Source organism: Variovorax sp. VRV01, from assembly GCF_014852545.1.
Lineage (GTDB): Bacteria > Pseudomonadota > Gammaproteobacteria > Burkholderiales > Burkholderiaceae_C > Variovorax > Variovorax beijingensis_A.
In genome coordinates this window covers 108,891-124,982 of record NZ_JACVBS010000007.1, presented here as the reverse complement: position 1 = coordinate 124,982, position 16,092 = coordinate 108,891, and the positions used below count along the sequence as shown (strand labels likewise).

The following is a 16,092-nucleotide window of genomic DNA, read 5'->3' as shown; positions in this document are numbered from 1 at the left end:
CGTCTCAGGCTTCGGGCGCGATGGCCTCGGCGTACTCGTAGAGCGCGCCCAGGATCTCTTCGCCGCGCTCGTCCGCGGTCTCGGACAGCGCATCGACTTCGCTGAACAGCATCTCGATGGTCCGCGCCCCGCCCTCGCCTTTGAAGAGCCGCGCGATGCGCAGTGCCTCCCAGCGTTCGGCCTCTTCCGGGCTGAGCAGCTCGGGCCAGTTGCGCGCGCGGTAGCGAAAGAGGATTTCCTCGAGCCGCCCGTCGTCGAAGCCGGTGCGGTCCTTGGCGAGCTCCTCGGGCGACAGCGCGCGCAGCTGGTTCAGTCGGCGCCGGTCGCCATTGCCGACGAAGCCGCCGTAGAGGTCCTCATCGACATCGGGCACCGCCTCCTTGGGGCGGGCGTACACCTGCGACCAGATGGCACTCATGTCGGGCAGGTCGCGCGCAATGGCCGCATGGCGCAGCGCTGCATCGAGGTCGACGTTCCAGCGCTCGGCCATGGCCGGCGCGAGCGTGCGCAGGTTGCCGACGACCATGGGCGACTTGTTCAGGTGGATGCCCTTGACCGGCAGGCGGACCATGCCTTCAGGCAGGTCGGCGGTGCGCGTGAACAAGCGCAGGCGCAAAGTCTCAACGTCCAGATCGCGCAGCTCGCTGGGGTCATGGGCCAGGTCCCAGGCGATCAGTTCGTTCTTGTTGGTTGGATGGCTCGCGAGCGGCCACATCACGCCGAGGCAGCCGCGCTCGACCGGGAACATGCCCGACACGTGCAGGAAAGGCCGCGCCGTCTCGCGCATGGCCGGCAGGCCGAGCTCGCTGGCAACGCGGTCCTTCTTGTGCAGGCCGAAGGCGAATTCGAACAGCTTGGGCTGGCGCTCGCGAATGAGCCGCGCCAGTGCGATGGTGGCGCGCACGTCGGACAGCGCATCGTGCGCGGACTCGTGCAGCAGGCCATTGGCGCGCGCCAGGTCCTCGAGCTTGAAGCTGGGCTTGCCGTCTTCCTTCTTCGGCCACTCGATGCCGTCGGGCCGCAGCGCATAGGTGAGGCGCACCACGTCCAACAGGTCCCAGCGGCCGCAGTCGTTCTGCCATTCGCGGGCGTACGGGTCGATGAGGTTGCGCCAGAACAGGAAGCGCGTGACCTCGTCGTCGAAGCGGATGGTGTTGTAGCCCACGCCGATGGTGCCGGGCTGCGAGAAGGCCTTCTCGATCTGCGCGGCAAAGGCATGCTCGGGGATGCCGCGCTCCAGGCAGAGCTGGGGCGTGATGCCGGTGATCAGGCAGGCCTCGGGGCTGGGCAGGTAGTCGGGCGCCGGCTTGCAATAAATCATCAACGGCTCGCCGATCTCATTGAGCTCGGCGTCGGTGCGGATGGCGGCAAACTGCGATGGCCGGTCGCGGCGCGGCACGGCGCCGAAGGTTTCGTAGTCGTGCCAGAGAAAGGTGTGGTTCATTCAGAGCAAGGGGGAAAACAATCGTGCAAGCGCGTCGCCGAGGCGGCGCCAGAAACTCTGCGGCCGGTGGGCGCGCACCGCACCGGAGCTGTGGAGATCGGTCTCGAACTGCGCGGCCAGGGGGCGTGCCAGTTCGGGACCGTAGACCACCGCGCTCACTTCGAAATTGAGCCTGAAGCTGCGGTTATCGAAATTCGCGGTACCGATCATCGCGCAATGGTCGTCGACCACCAAGGTCTTGGAATGCAGCATGCGCGCCTTGTACTCCCAGACCTTGACTCCCGACGCAATCAGCTCATCGAAGTAGGAGCGCGCGGCCGCGCTCACGATGGCCGAATCGCTGCGCCGCGGCACCAGGAGGCGCACGTCCACGCCGCGCAGCGCCGCGCTGGTGAGCGCCATCATGGCGGGCTCGCCGGGCACGAAGTACGGCGTGGTGAGCCAGGCCCGCTCGCTCGCCGAATGGATCGCCTCCACGTGCATGCGATGGATGGGCTCCAGCATGTTGTCCGGGCCGCTGGTCACGATCTGCACGGGAATGTCGCCGGCTTCGACCTGCGGCAGCATCGCGCCCATCAGGTGGTCGATGTCGCGGAGGTCTTCGCCGGTGGCATAGGTCCAGTCCTCGAGGAAGGTGGTCTGAAGCCAGCGCACCGCGCTGCCCTCGATGCGCAGGTGGACGTCATGGTAGGCGTCGGGCCGGGTGCGCTTGTCTTCCTCGTCCGTGATGTTGACGCCACCGGTAAAGCCCACGCGGCCGTCGCACACGACGATCTTGCGGTGGGTGCGGTAGTTGGTCACCGGGCGCAGACGGCGGCCGATGCGCGTGTCGTGGAAGAGCGCAACCTGCACGCCCGCGGCATGCAGCGGCGCCATGAACTTGCGGCCGATGCGCTTGGAGCCCAGTGCGTCGAGCAGCAGGCGCACGGCCACGCCCTGCCGGGCGCGCTCCACCAGCAGGTCGCGCAGCGCGGTGCCGATCTTGTCGGGCTCGAAGATGTAGTACTCGAGATGGATGTGGTCGCGCGCCGCGCGCACCGCGTCGAAGATGGCATCGAAGGTGCGCGCGCCGCCCGAAAGCAGCGCCACGCCCGTCGCGCTGGACACCGGCAGCCCACAGGCCGCGGTCCCCAGCCGTGCCATCTGCTGCAGCGCCGGCGGCGCGTTCTGCGCCGCGTCGCGCACGCGCGCCAGATCGGCCTGCGTATGCGCGCTGGCGCGGCTGCGCAGGCGCCTGACGCGCTGCTTGCGCAGGCGCTGCGGCCCGAGGAAGTAATAGATGACGAAGCCCGCGAACGGCAGCAATGCGAGCGACAGGATCCAGCTCATGGTGGACACCGGCGCGCGCTTCTGCATCACGATCCAGACCGACAGCACGGCGATATAGCCGCTCCAGGCCAGGGAGAGGCCGGTTTTCCATTCCTGGCTGAGCTCGGGGAGGATCAAAGTAAAACTGCGTACGGATAGATTCCGGCCAAAAAAAAGCCGGCAGCGAATGCTACCGGCCTTTTGGGTACTGCCAGGAAGAGCGCGGAACCGGCTTTGCCGGTCCGCCTTATCCAGCAGCAGCTTCCTCGGCTTCGGGCTTGGACTTGCCTTCCTTCTTCGGCAGCGGCTGGATGTCCAGCTGCACTTCGCCCTTGTCGTCGATGTCGACCGACAGACGGCCGCCATCGATCAGGCGTCCGAACAGCAGCTCGTCGGCCAGCGCACGGCGGATCGTGTCCTGGATCAGCCGCTGCATCGGGCGGGCGCCCATCAGCGGATCGAAGCCCTTCTTCGCCAGGTGCTTGCGCAGGCCATCGCTGAAAGTGACGTCGACCTTCTTCTCGGCCAGCTGCGTTTCCAGCTGCAGCAGGAACTTGTCGACCACGCGCAGGATGATCTGCTCGTCGAGCGCCTTGAAGCTCACGATCGCGTCCAGGCGGTTGCGGAACTCCGGCGTGAACAGGCGCTTGATGTCGGCCATCTCGTCGCCCGCCTGGCGTGGGTTGGTGAAGCCGATGGTCGCCTTGTTCATGGTCTCGGCACCCGCGTTGGTGGTCATCACGATGATCACGTTGCGGAAGTCGGCCTTGCGTCCGTTGTTGTCCGTCAGGGTGCCGTGGTCCATGACCTGCAGCAGCACGTTGAAGATGTCCGGATGCGCCTTCTCGATTTCGTCGAGCAGCAGCACCGCGTGCGGCTTCTTCGTGATGGCTTCGGTCAGCAGGCCGCCCTGGTCGAACCCGACGTAGCCCGGAGGCGCGCCGATCAGCCGGCTCACCGCATGGCGCTCCATGTATTCGGACATGTCGAAGCGGATGAGCTCGATGCCCATGATGTAGGCCAGCTGCTTGGCCGCTTCGGTCTTGCCGACGCCGGTGGGGCCGCTGAACAGGAACGAACCGATCGGCTTGTCCTCGCGTCCGAGGCCCGAGCGCGCCATCTTGACGGCCGAAGCCAGCACCTCGAGCGCCTTGTCCTGGCCGAACACCACGCTCTTGAGGTCGCGCTCGATCGTCTGCAGCTTGCCGCGGTCGTCGTTGCTGACGTTGGCCGGGGGAATGCGCGCGATCTTCGCGACGATGTCCTCGACCTCGGTCTTGCTGATGGTCTTCTTGCGCTTGTTCGCCGGCAGGATGCGCTGGGCAGCGCCGGCCTCGTCGATCACGTCGATGGCCTTGTCGGGCAGGTGGCGGTCGTTGATGTACTTGGCGCTCAGCTCGGCCGCGGCCTGCAGGGCCGCCACTGCGTACTTGACGCCATGGTGCTCTTCGAAACGCGACTTCAGGCCCTTCAGGATGTCGACGGTTTCCTGCACCGTCGGCTCGACCACGTCGACCTTCTGGAAACGGCGCGACAGGGCCGCGTCCTTCTCGAAGATGCCGCGGTATTCGCTGAAGGTGGTGGCGCCGATGCACTTGAGCTGGCCGCTCGAGAGCGCCGGCTTCAGCAGGTTCGACGCGTCGAGCGTGCCGCCCGAGGCTGCGCCCGCACCGATCAGGGTGTGGATCTCGTCGATGAACAGGATCGCGTTCGGCTTGTCCTTGAGCGACTTGAGCACGCCCTTCAGGCGCTGCTCGAAATCGCCGCGGTACTTGGTGCCGGCCAGCAGCGCGCCCATGTCGAGCGAATAGACCTGCGCCTCGGCGAGGATCTCGGGCACGTCGGTCTGCGTGATGCGCCAGGCCAGGCCCTCGGCGATGGCGGTCTTGCCCACCCCGGCCTCACCCACCAGCAGCGGGTTGTTCTTGCGCCGGCGGCACAGGATCTGGATCACGCGCTCGACCTCGTATTCGCGGCCGATCAGCGGATCGATCTTGCCGTCCTTGGCAAGCTGATTGAGGTTCTGCGTGAACTGCTCGAGCGGCGAAGCCTTCTCGTTCTTTTCCGCGCCGCCTTCTTCACCCTCGCCCGAAGGCGATTCGCTGCTGCCCTTGACGGCCTCGGGCGGATCGCTCTTCTTGATGCCGTGGGCAATGAAGTTCACCACATCCAGGCGGGTCACGCCCTGCTGGTGGAGGTAGTACACCGCGTGCGAGTCCTTCTCGCCGAAGATCGCCACCAGCACGTTGGCACCGGTGACTTCCTTCTTGCCGTTGCCGGTGGACTGCACATGCATGATGGCGCGCTGGATCACGCGCTGGAAACCCAGCGTCGGCTGGGTGTCTACATCGTCGGTACCCGCCACCTGGGGCGTGTTGTCCTTGATGAAGTTGGTGAGCGACGCCCGCAGGTCGTCGACGTTGGCCGAGCAGGCGCGCAGGACCTCTGCGGCGCTCGGGTTGTCCAGCAAAGCGAGCAACAGATGCTCCACGGTGATGAACTCGTGGCGCTGCTGCCTGGCCTCGACGAAGGCCATGTGCAAGCTGACTTCCAGTTCCTGGGCAATCATGTGATTTCCTTTTGCCTTGCTGTAAATAAATTCTCAGATGGGTTTGAGCGCGCGCAATTCAACTGGTTCACGCAATGGGCTCGCTGACGCATTGCAGCGGATGCCCGGCCTGGTGCGCGGCCTCCATCACCTGATTGACCTTGGTGGCCGCCAGGTCGCGGGAATAGACCCCACAAACACCACGGCCATCGAGGTGGATCTTGAGCATGATCTGGGTCGCGGTTTCGCGATCCTTGTTGAAATATTCCTGCAGCACGACGATCACGAACTCCATGGGCGTGTAGTCGTCGTTCAGCATGACGACCTGGTACATCTGGGGCGGTGCGGTTTTCTGCGGCCGCCGCTCCAGAACGACCGAATCTCCGTCGTCCCCGGCCGGTTTCTGGGCCGGCGGAGTGCTGGGAGTCTTGGGAATTCTCGTTGCCATAAAAAAGATTCTATAGAGCGTGCAAGCACCGTGCCGGCGCAAGAAGACTTGGTGGCGCGTATTCGACAAATCAAGGGGCTTGCGTCGTGCACGACACCACAGACCGTGCAGAAAAATCTGCCCTCCGCCTGCGCCGCAGCATAAATATTACGCGGCACCCGCCCGGAAAAAAATGGGTATTTGGAGCAAGGTGTTCCATTTCTCAACCTGGCCCGCCTTGCCGTGCCGGATGAAGAAAAGCCCTCGAGACCGGGCGGTCTCGAGGGCCTTGGCTGCGCGGCGCCGGAGCGCCGCCGCTCGCACAATTACATGTGGTCGATCATGACTTGGCCGAAGCCCGAGCAGCTCACTTGCGTGGCGCCGTCCATCAGGCGGGCGAAGTCGTAGGTGACCTTCTTGCTGGCGATCGACTTTTCCATCGAGCTGATGATCAGGTCGGCTGCTTCGGTCCAGCCCATGTGGCGCAGCATCATTTCGGCCGAGAGGATCTCGGAACCGGGGTTCACGTAGTCCTTGCCGGCGTACTTGGGAGCCGTGCCGTGGGTGGCTTCGAACATGGCGACGGTGTCGCTCAGGTTCGCGCCCGGAGCGATGCCGATGCCGCCGACCTGGGCCGCCAGCGCGTCGGACACGTAGTCGCCGTTCAGGTTGAGCGTGGCAATCACGCTGTATTCGGCGGGGCGCAGGAGGATCTGCTGCAGGAACGCGTCGGCGATGCTGTCCTTGACGGTGATTTCCTTGCCCGTCTTGGGGTTCTTGAACTTCATCCAGGGGCCGCCGTCGATCAGCTCGGCGCCGAACTCCTTGGCAGCCAGGGCATAGGCCCAGTCGCGGAAGCCACCTTCGGTGAACTTCATGATGTTGCCCTTGTGCACGATGGTGACGCTGGGCTTGTCGTTGTCCACCGCGTACTGCAGTGCCTTGCGCACGAGGCGCTCGGTGCCTTCCTTCGACACGGGCTTGACGCCGATGCCCGAGGTGTTGGGGAAGCGGATCTTCTTGACGCCCAGTTCGTCCTGCAGGAACTTGATGAGCTTCTTGGCCTTGTCGCTTTCGGCTTCGAACTCGATGCCGGCGTAGATGTCTTCCGAGTTCTCGCGGAAGATGACCATGTTGGTCTTGTGCGGCTCGCGCACCGGGCTGGGCACGCCTTCGAAGTACTGGATGGGGCGCAGGCAGACGTAGAGGTCGAGTTCCTGGCGCAGCGCAACGTTCAGCGAGCGGATGCCGCCGCCGACGGGCGTGGTGAGCGGACCCTTGATGGACACCACGTAGTCACGCACGGCATGCAGCGTTTCCTCGGGCAGCCAGACGTCGGGGCCGTAGACCTTGGTCGACTTTTCGCCGGCATAGACTTCCATCCAGTGGATCTTCTTCTTGCCGCCGTAGGCCTTGGCCACTGCAGCATCCACCACCTTGAGCATCACCGGGGTGATGTCCAGACCCGTGCCATCGCCTTCGATGAAGGGAATGATCGGCTGATCAGGCACATTGAGCGAGTTGTCGGCGTTGACCGTGATCTTCTGGCCTTCGGCCGGGACTTTGATGTGCTGGTAGCTGGACATGAGGGGGAATGACTCCGGGAGTGACGTAATTCGGACGACTGTCTGCGAATTCAGACAGCGATGGGGAATCGCTGTACAGCCCGCGAACAAATCGCTGTACATTTTAGACGCAACCCATCAGCTGGCGTTTGTCAACCTAAGAGACAATGGTCTCGTTAGTGGCTGACCTTCTGCTCGCCGGGAGGCGTTTCCAACCAATTCTCGATAGAGGAATCATCAATGAGCAAAATTCTCGCAGTCATGATCGCTGGCCTGTTCGCCGCTGGCGCCTACGCCCAGAACCCCACCGGCACCACGCCCGAGCAAGGGAACGCCACCAACAGCAAGCCGCAAGCGCGCGCTGAAGCCAAGAAGGAAGCCAAGCCCGCCGGTCAAGTGGCTGCTCCCGCTGGCGACATCGCCAAGACGCCCGAAGGCGGCGCAGTCGGTGCCGACAAGGCTGCAGCAGCTGGCGAAAAGCGCGCCAGCACGCGCGACCAGCGCCGCCGCAACAAGGACGGCAGCGTCAAGCGCAAGTCGACCCAAGGCGGCACCCCGCAGTAAGTCGGCCCAGGCCGTACGAAAAAGCGCTCCGAGGAGCGCTTTTTTTTCGCTTGCGGCAACGATTCGGCTGTCAACCGGCATGAGCGGCTGCCGCGTTGAATGGTCACCTTCCGAAGGGAGGTAGTCCATATCAACAATCTCAAAGGATGTCTCATGAACAAGCTGCTCGCAGCCCTCGTCGCCGGTCTCTTCGCAGCCGGCGCTTTTGCGCAAACTCCGCCCGCACCCGCACCGGCCGCTCCTGCCGCCGTTCACAAGGCAAAGCCGATGAAGCACGCCGTCAAGAAGCACAAGGTTCGCCACGTGGCCAAGGCGCACGCGGCTGCAGCCAAGAAGGTGTAAGCTTCCACGCTCACCGGCAATGCCCGCATCAGCGGGCATTTTTATTGGCCCGGCGTCCTTGGACCCTGCCCTGAAAGAAGCTCCGATGTTCCAGCGTTTTGCCGCCCTGCTCCTGCTTGCCACCTCCCTGATGGGCTCCGCGCTGGCCCAGCAGCAGCCCCAGACCGATCTGCAACGCACGCAGCTGTCCGTTGGCCTGTACAAGATCGATGCGCAAGTCGCACAGACGCCCCGGCAGCGGGAAATCGGCCTGATGTTCCGCAAGGAGATGCCGCAGGCCGAAGGCATGATCTTCGTTTTCGACCAGCCGGCCACCCAGTGCTTCTGGATGCGCAACACGCTGCTGCCGCTGACCGCCGCCTTCGTGGCGGACGATGGCCGCATCGTCAACCTGGTCGACATGCAGCCCATGACCGAGAACTCCCACTGCTCCGAGGAGCCTGTGCGCTTCGTGCTCGAGATGAACCAAGGCTGGTTCGCCAAGAAGAACATCAAGAAGGGCGCCAGGCTCGGCGGCGAACTGTTCGCCGCTTCGAAGCGCTGAGCACCCGCCTTCCTCCGGCCCACGAAAAAGCCGACCCTGGGGTCGGCTTTTTCATTGGGAGAACCCGGTTCAGCCGAAGTTCTTTGCCGCGAAGTCCCAGTTCACCAGCTTGGCCAGGAAGGTCTCGACGAACTTCGGGCGCAGGTTGCGGTAGTCGATGTAGTAGGCGTGCTCCCAGACGTCCACCGTCAGCACCGGGGTGTCGCCGGTGGTCAGCGGCGTGCCCGCGGCGCCCATGTTCACGATGTCCAGCGAGCCGTCGGCCTTCTTCACCAGCCAGGTCCAGCCCGAACCGAAGTTGCCCACGGCCGACTTCACGAACGCTTCCTTGAACGCGTCGTAGCTGCCCCACTTGGCATCGATGGCCTTGGCCAGCGCGCCGCTCGGAGCGCCGCCGCCCTGGGGCTTCATGCAGCTCCAGAAGAAGGTGTGGTTCCAGATCTGGGCGGCGTTGTTGTAGATGCCGCCGCTGGACTTCTTGACGATTTCCTCAAGGGGCATCGATTCGAACTCGGTGCCCTTTTGCAGGTTGTTGAGGTTCACCACGTAGGCGTTGTGGTGCTTGCCGTAGTGGTACTCGAGGGTTTCCTTCGAGTACTCGGGTGCCAGCGCGTCGAGGGCGTATGGCAGGGGTGGGAGCACATGTTCCATGGGTTTTTCTCGTGGGTTGGTTGTGGGGAATAAAGGATTCTAGAAAGGAATTACGCGCCCGGCGTCGGACGTGTTCCCGTTTTGCCGGGCGTCACGGTCAGGTCGACCGAACCATCGGCGAGCCGCGCGACCACGGCGTCGCCCGGGCTCAGCTTCTTGGCGCTGACGATCGCGCGGCCCTCAGGATCGGTGAGCCAGGCATAGCCGCGCTGGAGCACCAGCGCAGGATCGAGCAACCGCAGGCGCAGGGCGGCACGTTCCAGCCGCTCGCGCCGCTGCGCCATCGCGCGCTCGAGCTTGAGCGGGAAATCGGAGGCAATCGTGCGCGGCACCTGGGCAAGGCGCTCGGCCCTGGACAGCAGCGCATAGCGCAGCCGCTGCGAATGGTGAGCGAGCCGCAGCTGCTGGCGCGCCACCAGTCCGGAGGGCCGGCCCAGGCGCGCTGCCGCCTGGTCGAGGCGCTGCCCCAGAATGTCGAGGCGCGCCCCCAGCGCACTGTCGAGCCGGTCATTCAGAAGATCGATCGCACCAAGCCACATCGCCTGGGGCGCGCTGACGAGCTCCGCCGCGGCCGTGGGCGTGGGCGCGCGCAGGTCGGCGCAGAAGTCGGCAATGGTGAAGTCGGTTTCGTGGCCAACGCCGCAGATCAGCGGAACCGGGCTTTGGACGATGGTGCGCGCCAGGGTTTCGTCGTTGAAGGCCCAGAGATCCTCGATGGAGCCGCCGCCGCGCACCAGCAGGATCACGTCAACGGCCGGCTCCAGTGTGTACAGCGATTGCAGCGCGCGCACGAGTTCCGCCGGTGCATTGGCGCCCTGCACCGCGGCCGGCGCCAGGACCACGGGGATGTGCGGCACACGGCGCCGCAGCGCCGTGACCACGTCGTGCAGCGCCGCGGCGCCAAGCGAGGTGACGAGCCCGACTGCACGCGGCATGACCGGCAGCGCGCGCTTGCGCTCCGGATCGAAGAGCCCTTCGGCCTCGAGCCGCGCCTTGCGTTGCAGGAATTGCTCGAACAGCGCCCCCTGGCCGGCGCGCTGCAGGCTTTCGACCACCAGTTGCAGGTCGCCGCGCGGTTCGTACACCGCAAGGCGCCCGCGCACTTCGACCTGGTCGCCGTCGCGCGGCGAAAAATCGAGCAGGCCCGCAGCGCGCCGGAACATTGCGCAGCGCAGCTGGCCGGACGAATCCTTGAGCGCGAAGTAACAGTGTCCGCTCGACGCGCGCGAGAAGCCGGAAATCTCGCCGCGCACGGCGACCGGATTGAAGCGCGCATCGAGCGCGTCGGCCACCGCCCGGCACAGCGCGCCGACAGCCCAGATCCGCGGGCCCGGCGTTGGATTCGCGTCACGCAGGTTCACAGGACGCCCGCCCGGTCGGCGGCCACTCTTCCACAGTGGGTTGCCCGACCTCGGTGCCGCAGCCTCGATACGGAACAGGTGCACGGTTTGTCGTGCAAGCTGTTGATTTCATTGAAAAAAGAACTGCTCAAAATTCGATCGATCTAGCGGGAGGCCCGTCCCATGCGGGTCCGGACAAGTTGCGCAGCGGGTTAATCACAAAGTTATCCACAGAATCTGTGCGTCTTCGCTGACATGCAAACAAGCCGCGTAGCGATGGTGGCCTCGGTGGATAATCGCCGCGCATTTGCAGTCTACGGGGCCGGAGGATTCCTTGTTTTCCATCATAGTTGCCGCGGGCTGGCCGATCTGGCCATTGCTCGCCTGTTCGATCATCGCGCTCGCCTTGGTTATCGAACGTTTCACAAGCCTCAAAACCGTGAGGGTCCTGCCGCCCAAGCTGCTCGACGAAGCCATTACCGTGTCGCACGGCGCGGTGCCGGGGCCCGACGTGGTGACCAAGCTTGAGCGCAACTCGATGCTCGGACAGGTGCTGGCCGCCGGCCTGCGGGCGCTCAATGCCAATCCGCGCTGCACCGAGGACGACCTGCGCGCGGCCATGGAGGCTTCGGGCCGCACCGTGGCGCACAAGCTGGAGCGCTACCTGCCGGCGCTGGCCACCATTGCATCGGCGGCGCCGCTGCTCGGCCTGCTGGGCACGGTCATCGGCATGATCGAGATCTTCGGGTCGCAGTCGCCCGGCAGCGGCGCGGTGGGCTCGGGGAATCCCGCGCAGCTGGCGCATGGCATTTCGATCGCCCTCTACAACACGGCTTTCGGCCTGATCGTGGCCATTCCGACCCTGATCTTCTGGCGCTATTTCCGCAGCCGGGTCGACGAATACCTGCTCAACCTGGAACTGTCGGGCGAGCGCTTCGCGCGTCACCTGAACGCTTTGCGGAAATGATGGGCTTCGCATCGCTTGCCGCTACCTGTGCCGCGCTGCCCGGCGGAGACTTGCCGTGACCCGCGGCCGCATGCAGTTTCGCCATGGCGCGCGCGATGAGCCGGAGATCAACCTGATCCCGTTCATCGACGTGCTGCTGGTCATCCTGATCTTCCTGATGCTGTCGACCACCTACAGCAAATTCACCGAAATGCAGCTTCGGCTGCCGACGGCGGACGTGGATTCGCAGCGCGACTATCCCAAGGAAGTGATCGTGGCGGTCTCCGCCGACGGCCGCTACTCGATCAACAAGAAGCCCGTGGCCGACCGCAACGTGGACACCGTGGCCGCCGCGCTGGGCGCGGCCGCCACAGGCGGCAAGGACAGCGTGGTCATCATCAGCGCCGACGCCAGCAGCCCGCACCAGGCCGTGATCACGGTGATGGAAGCCGCTCGCCGCGTGGGCCTGGTGCAGATCACTTTCGCAGCCCAGTCGTCGGCGCAAACAGGGCACTGAGTGCCGTCGCAGGGCCGCAGCACCACCGGCACCACCGGCCCGATCGCTGTGCCGGCCTCGCGGCTGCAGCGCGCCTGGCTGGATCGCGGCGTCCTCGCCTGCCTGCTGTGGCCCCTGTCGCTGGTCTACGCAGCGCTTTTCGGGCTGCGGCGCTGGCTCTATCGGAAGGGATGGCGCACGATCGGACGCGTCCCGGTGCCGGTGATCGTGGTGGGCAACGTGCTTGCCGGGGGCGCAGGCAAGACCCCGGTCGTGATGGCGGTCGTGCGGCACCTGCAGGCCCGCGGGTTGCAGGTTGGCGTGGTGTCGCGCGGCTACGGCCGCCGCACCGGCGACTGCCGCGAAGTGCTCGCCGAGAGCAGCGCTGCCGACGCCGGCGATGAACCGCTGCTGATTCGCCGTGCCACCGGCGCGCCGGTGTTCGTGGCGCGGCGCCGCATCGAGGCTGCGCGCGCCCTGCTCGCCCGGCACCCGGCCACGCAGGTCATCGTGAGCGACGACGGGCTGCAGCACCTGGCGCTGGCGCGCGACATCGAGATCTGCGTGTTCGACGACCGCGGCGTGGGCAACGGCTGGCGGCTGCCCGCAGGCCCGCTGCGCGAGCGCTGGCCGCGCCCCTGCGACCTGGTGCTCCACAGCGGAGCGCACCCCGCATTCGAGGGCGGCTACACCGCCACCCGTGCCCTTGCGCACGATGCCGTGGCGAGCGACGGCAAACGCACGCCGCTCGAGGCACTGGCCGGCGAACCGCTGATCGCGCTGGCGGCCATTGCGCGGCCCGAAGCATTCTTCGGCATGCTGCGGGCGCGCGGGCTGACGCTTTCCGAGACGATCGCCCTGCCGGACCACCACGATTTCGAAGGCTGGCAGCGCCCCGCCGGGACCGGGCAGCGCCTCGTCTGCACCGAAAAAGACGCCGTCAAGCTGTGGCCCAGGGCGCCCGACGTGCTGGCGGTGCCGCTGGACTTCACACCCTCGCCGGAATTCTTCGCGGCGCTCGACGCAAAGCTATCATCGCTCGATGGATACCAAGCTGCTTGAACTGCTCGTCTGCCCCGTCACCAAGGGCCCGCTGACCTGGAACCCGGAGAAGCAGGAACTCTGCTCGCGCAGCGCGCGCCTGGCCTATCCGGTGCGCGACGGCATCCCCGTGCTGCTCGAGAACGAAGCGCGCACGCTGTCCGACGAAGAGCTGGGGCTGTGAGCGCCGCGCCGGGCCGCCCCAAGCAAGCTCGCTCCCGCCTGGCGGGAAGGCGCGCAGCGCCAAGGGTGCATCAATGAACTTCACTGTCCTGGTGCCGGCCCGGCTGGCTTCGACGCGGCTGCCCAACAAGCCGCTGGCCGACATCGCCGGCTTGCCCATGGTGGTGCGCGTGGCCCGGCGTGCCGGCCAATCCGCCGCCGCGCGCGTGGTGGTGGCGGGCGACGACGCGGCCATCGTCGAGGCGTGCGCAAGGCATGGCGTGGAAGCCATCCTGACCCGCCAGGACCACCCGAGCGGCTCCGACCGCCTGGCCGAAGCCTGCGAACAACTGGGGCTGGACGGCAACGACATCGTCGTCAACGTCCAGGGCGACGAGCCGCTGATCGACCCCGCGCTGATCGACGCCGTCGCATCCGCGCTGGCCGCACATCCGGAAGCCGCCATGAGCACGGCGGCCCACGAGATCGACTCGCTCGACGACTTCCTGAACCCGAACGTGGTGAAGGTGGTGCTCGATGCACAAGGCAACGCGCTGTACTTCAGCCGCGCGCCCATTCCATGGTGGCGCGACGGTTCCGCCAATGGCGCGCCACCCTCCGTGCTGCCCGCACCGGCTCCGCTGCGGCACATCGGCATCTACGGCTACCGCGCCGGCTTCGTGCGCAGCTTTCCTTCGCTGGCACCTGCGCCCGTCGAGGCCACCGAAGCGCTCGAACAGCTGCGTGCGCTGTGGCACGGGCATCGCATTGCGGTGCACGTCAGCCATGTCGCACCCGGGCCCGGCGTCGATACCCCCGCGGACCTCGAGCGCGTGCGCGCGGTCTTCGCCGCCGAACCGGCGCGCTAAAAAGTGCGCTGCCGCAAGCGTGGCAGCGGAAATTCTTCACGCGCTCGCATGCTATCCTCGACGCAACTCCGCCTTGCCCCGCTCCCGGGCTGACGCTTGGCGCGACACAAGATCGAAGAACCCTCCGAGGACACCATGAGACTAATTTTGCTGGGCGCGCCCGGGGCGGGCAAAGGCACGCAAGCAGCCTTCATCTGCCAGAAATACGGCATCCCTCAAATTTCGACCGGCGACATGCTGCGCGCCGCCGTCAAGGCCGGCACCCCGCTCGGACAGCAGGCCAAGGCCGTCATGGAGTCCGGTGGGCTCGTGAGCGACGACCTGATCATCAACCTCGTGAAGGAACGCATCGCGCAGCCCGATTGCGCCAGCGGCTTCCTGTTCGACGGCTTCCCCCGCACCATTCCCCAGGCCGACGCCATGAAGGCGGCTGGCGTCAAGCTCGACTACGTGCTCGAAATCGACGTGCCGTTCAGCGACATCATCGAACGCATGAGCGGCCGCCGTTCACATCCTGCGTCGGGCCGCACCTACCACGTCAAGTTCAATCCGCCCAAAGTGGAAGGCAAGGACGACGTCACGGGCGAAGACCTGATCCAGCGCAAGGACGACGAGGAAGAAACCGTGCGCAAGCGGCTCGAGGTCTACAGCCAGCAGACGCGTCCGCTGGTCGACTACTACTCGGCCTGGGCCAAGGCCGATCCGGCTTCGGCGCCGAAGTACCGCGCGATCCAGGGCGTGGGCAGCGTCGAAGAGATCAAGCAGCGCGCACTCGCGGCCCTCAGCAGCTGAGCCTCCTCGGCTGCCCGCGGCCGCCGCTCAGGCGGCCGCCGTTTCCATCAGTTCCAGCATCAGCGCGATGCGCGCCTTGACGGGCGTGAGCGCACCGGCGTCCCGCAGCGGATCGCCGGGCTTGGGCAGGATGCGTCCGTTCGCGCAACGGGTGGCACGCAGCACTGCCACGCCCGCGGCCTGCGCCCGCAGCGCCGCCGCCTCGAGCGCATGGTGCACCGTGCCATTGCCGGTCGCGGCCACGACCAGTCCGCGGATCGGTTCGGCAGCGCCCGATGCGCGCTCCTGCAGCAGCAGGTCGACGAGCGCGCCGCTTGCGCCCGCATGGCTGGTGACGATCTCCACGCGCGGCCAGCGCACCTCCGCCCCTGCCTTCGCTTCAGGAAGCTTCGCGGCCCCGCCCGCCGCCTGCGGCCAGTCGCGCAGGCGCCGCACCGCGCCCTCTTCCACATAGCCGATCGGCCCGGCATCGCCCGATGAAAACGCGTCCGGCCGGTAGGTGTGCACCTTCTGCACATCGAGCGCGCCGTGGATGGCACCCGCGCAGACCACCGTCACACCGTGCGCCGCCGATGTGGCCGCGACGGCGATGGCATCGCGCAGATTCTGCGGACCGTCGGGCGAGAGCGAGCTGGCCGGGCGCATGGCGCAGGTCAGCACCACGGGCTTGCCGGACGCAAGCGCCGCCTGGAGGAAGAAAGCCGTTTCCTCGATGGTGTCGGTGCCGTGCGTGATCACCACGCCCGCCACGTCGGCCTCGGCCAGCCAGAACGTGCAGCGCGTGGCGAGCTGCAGCCAGACGTCGAAAGCCATGTCCTTGCTGTCGAGCTGCGCCACCTGCTCCGCCACGAGCGCCACGCCTGCGGGCGCATCGATGCCGCCGAGCAGGTCCGCCACGCCCACCTCTCCAGCGGTGTAGCCAATGTTGTCGGCACCGCTCGCGGCCCGGCCTGCAATGGTGCCGCCGGTGCCCAGGACCACGATGCGCCGCAGGCCGGAGGAAGGGGAATTAACCATGGGTTGCCAACTTTTAAAAACTGGTTAAAAATACAG

At 66.2% G+C, this 16,092-nt stretch carries 18 protein-coding genes; 9 read left to right on the top strand and 9 right to left on the bottom strand.

Annotated features, from left to right (window positions below):
- Positions 1-4: 4 nt before the first annotated feature.
- The 5 genes from sbcB to icd all read right to left on the bottom strand — a co-directional run bounded on the left by sbcB (position 5) and on the right by icd (position 7,313).
- Entirely contained in the window at positions 5-1,444 is a 1,440-nt protein-coding gene (gene sbcB / locus IB278_RS14395; protein WP_145746619.1) for an exodeoxyribonuclease I, read from the bottom strand.
- Positions 1,445-2,890, bottom strand: a complete 1,446-nt coding sequence (gene cls / locus IB278_RS14390; RefSeq protein WP_145746618.1) for a cardiolipin synthase — start codon at positions 2,888-2,890, stop codon at positions 1,445-1,447.
- 109 nt (positions 2,891-2,999) lie between these two features.
- Entirely contained in the window at positions 3,000-5,321 is a 2,322-nt protein-coding gene (gene clpA, locus IB278_RS14385) for an ATP-dependent Clp protease ATP-binding subunit ClpA (RefSeq protein ID WP_145746617.1), read from the bottom strand.
- Between the two features lie 67 nt (positions 5,322-5,388).
- Positions 5,389-5,748, bottom strand: coding sequence for an ATP-dependent Clp protease adapter ClpS (clpS, locus tag IB278_RS14380; protein WP_012747757.1), 360 nt, complete (start codon positions 5,746-5,748; stop codon positions 5,389-5,391).
- Between the two features lie 305 nt (positions 5,749-6,053).
- Positions 6,054-7,313, bottom strand: a complete 1,260-nt coding sequence (gene icd / locus IB278_RS14375; RefSeq protein ID WP_012747756.1) for an NADP-dependent isocitrate dehydrogenase — start codon at positions 7,311-7,313, stop codon at positions 6,054-6,056.
- A 219-nt stretch (positions 7,314-7,532) separates the two neighbouring features.
- Between icd and IB278_RS14370 the strand changes: the two genes are divergently transcribed.
- The 3 genes from IB278_RS14370 (at position 7,533) to IB278_RS14360 (ending at position 8,742) form a co-directional block, all read left to right on the top strand.
- On the top strand, positions 7,533-7,856 hold the full coding sequence (locus IB278_RS14370) for a cell envelope biogenesis protein TolA (RefSeq protein WP_145746616.1): 324 nt from the start codon (positions 7,533-7,535) through the stop codon (positions 7,854-7,856).
- Between the two features lie 153 nt (positions 7,857-8,009).
- Positions 8,010-8,198, top strand: a complete 189-nt coding sequence (locus IB278_RS14365; RefSeq protein ID WP_145746615.1) for a hypothetical protein — start codon at positions 8,010-8,012, stop codon at positions 8,196-8,198.
- A gap of 85 nt (positions 8,199-8,283) precedes the next feature.
- On the top strand, positions 8,284-8,742 hold the full coding sequence (locus tag IB278_RS14360) for a DUF192 domain-containing protein (protein ID WP_145746614.1): 459 nt from the start codon (positions 8,284-8,286) through the stop codon (positions 8,740-8,742).
- 69 nt (positions 8,743-8,811) lie between these two features.
- On the opposite strand, the gene IB278_RS14355 is transcribed toward IB278_RS14360, so the two are convergent.
- The 3 genes from IB278_RS14355 to IB278_RS14345 all read right to left on the bottom strand — a co-directional run bounded on the left by IB278_RS14355 (position 8,812) and on the right by IB278_RS14345 (position 11,129).
- Complete coding sequence (locus IB278_RS14355) at positions 8,812-9,393, bottom strand: superoxide dismutase (protein WP_192323740.1); 582 nt, start codon at positions 9,391-9,393, stop codon at positions 8,812-8,814.
- A gap of 50 nt (positions 9,394-9,443) precedes the next feature.
- Positions 9,444-10,754, bottom strand: a complete 1,311-nt coding sequence (xseA, locus tag IB278_RS14350; protein ID WP_192323738.1) for an exodeoxyribonuclease VII large subunit — start codon at positions 10,752-10,754, stop codon at positions 9,444-9,446.
- Between the two features lie 195 nt (positions 10,755-10,949).
- The gene (locus IB278_RS14345; RefSeq protein WP_186454258.1) at positions 10,950-11,129 is read right to left on the bottom strand and encodes a hypothetical protein; all 180 of its coding nucleotides are present in this window, start codon (positions 11,127-11,129) and stop codon (positions 10,950-10,952) included.
- Here IB278_RS14345 and IB278_RS14340 point away from each other — a divergent pair.
- From IB278_RS14340 to adk, 6 genes are all read left to right on the top strand, one after another.
- Entirely contained in the window at positions 11,068-11,700 is a 633-nt protein-coding gene (locus IB278_RS14340; RefSeq protein ID WP_145746611.1) for a MotA/TolQ/ExbB proton channel family protein, read from the top strand. The two genes, IB278_RS14345 and IB278_RS14340, sit on opposite strands and share 62 nt — an antisense overlap.
- 70 nt (positions 11,701-11,770) lie before the next feature.
- Positions 11,771-12,196, top strand: a complete 426-nt coding sequence (locus IB278_RS14335; RefSeq protein ID WP_145746725.1) for an ExbD/TolR family protein — start codon at positions 11,771-11,773, stop codon at positions 12,194-12,196.
- Positions 12,197-13,237: a tetraacyldisaccharide 4'-kinase gene (gene lpxK / locus IB278_RS14330; protein ID WP_192323736.1), complete on the top strand. Its 1,041-nt coding sequence runs from the start codon at positions 12,197-12,199 to the stop codon at positions 13,235-13,237.
- Positions 13,218-13,400, top strand: a complete 183-nt coding sequence (locus tag IB278_RS14325) for a Trm112 family protein (protein WP_007836935.1) — start codon at positions 13,218-13,220, stop codon at positions 13,398-13,400. Before lpxK ends, IB278_RS14325 begins: the two co-directional genes overlap by 20 nt.
- Before the next feature lie 73 nt (positions 13,401-13,473).
- Positions 13,474-14,247, top strand: coding sequence for a 3-deoxy-manno-octulosonate cytidylyltransferase (kdsB, locus tag IB278_RS14320; protein ID WP_192323734.1), 774 nt, complete (start codon positions 13,474-13,476; stop codon positions 14,245-14,247).
- A gap of 135 nt (positions 14,248-14,382) precedes the next feature.
- Positions 14,383-15,039, top strand: a complete 657-nt coding sequence (gene adk / locus IB278_RS14315; protein ID WP_145746608.1) for an adenylate kinase — start codon at positions 14,383-14,385, stop codon at positions 15,037-15,039.
- 27 nt (positions 15,040-15,066) lie between these two features.
- Here adk and IB278_RS14310 read toward each other — a convergent pair whose 3' ends face one another.
- On the bottom strand, positions 15,067-16,056 hold the full coding sequence (locus tag IB278_RS14310) for an asparaginase (RefSeq protein ID WP_145746607.1): 990 nt from the start codon (positions 16,054-16,056) through the stop codon (positions 15,067-15,069).
- Positions 16,057-16,092 lie beyond the last annotated feature (36 nt).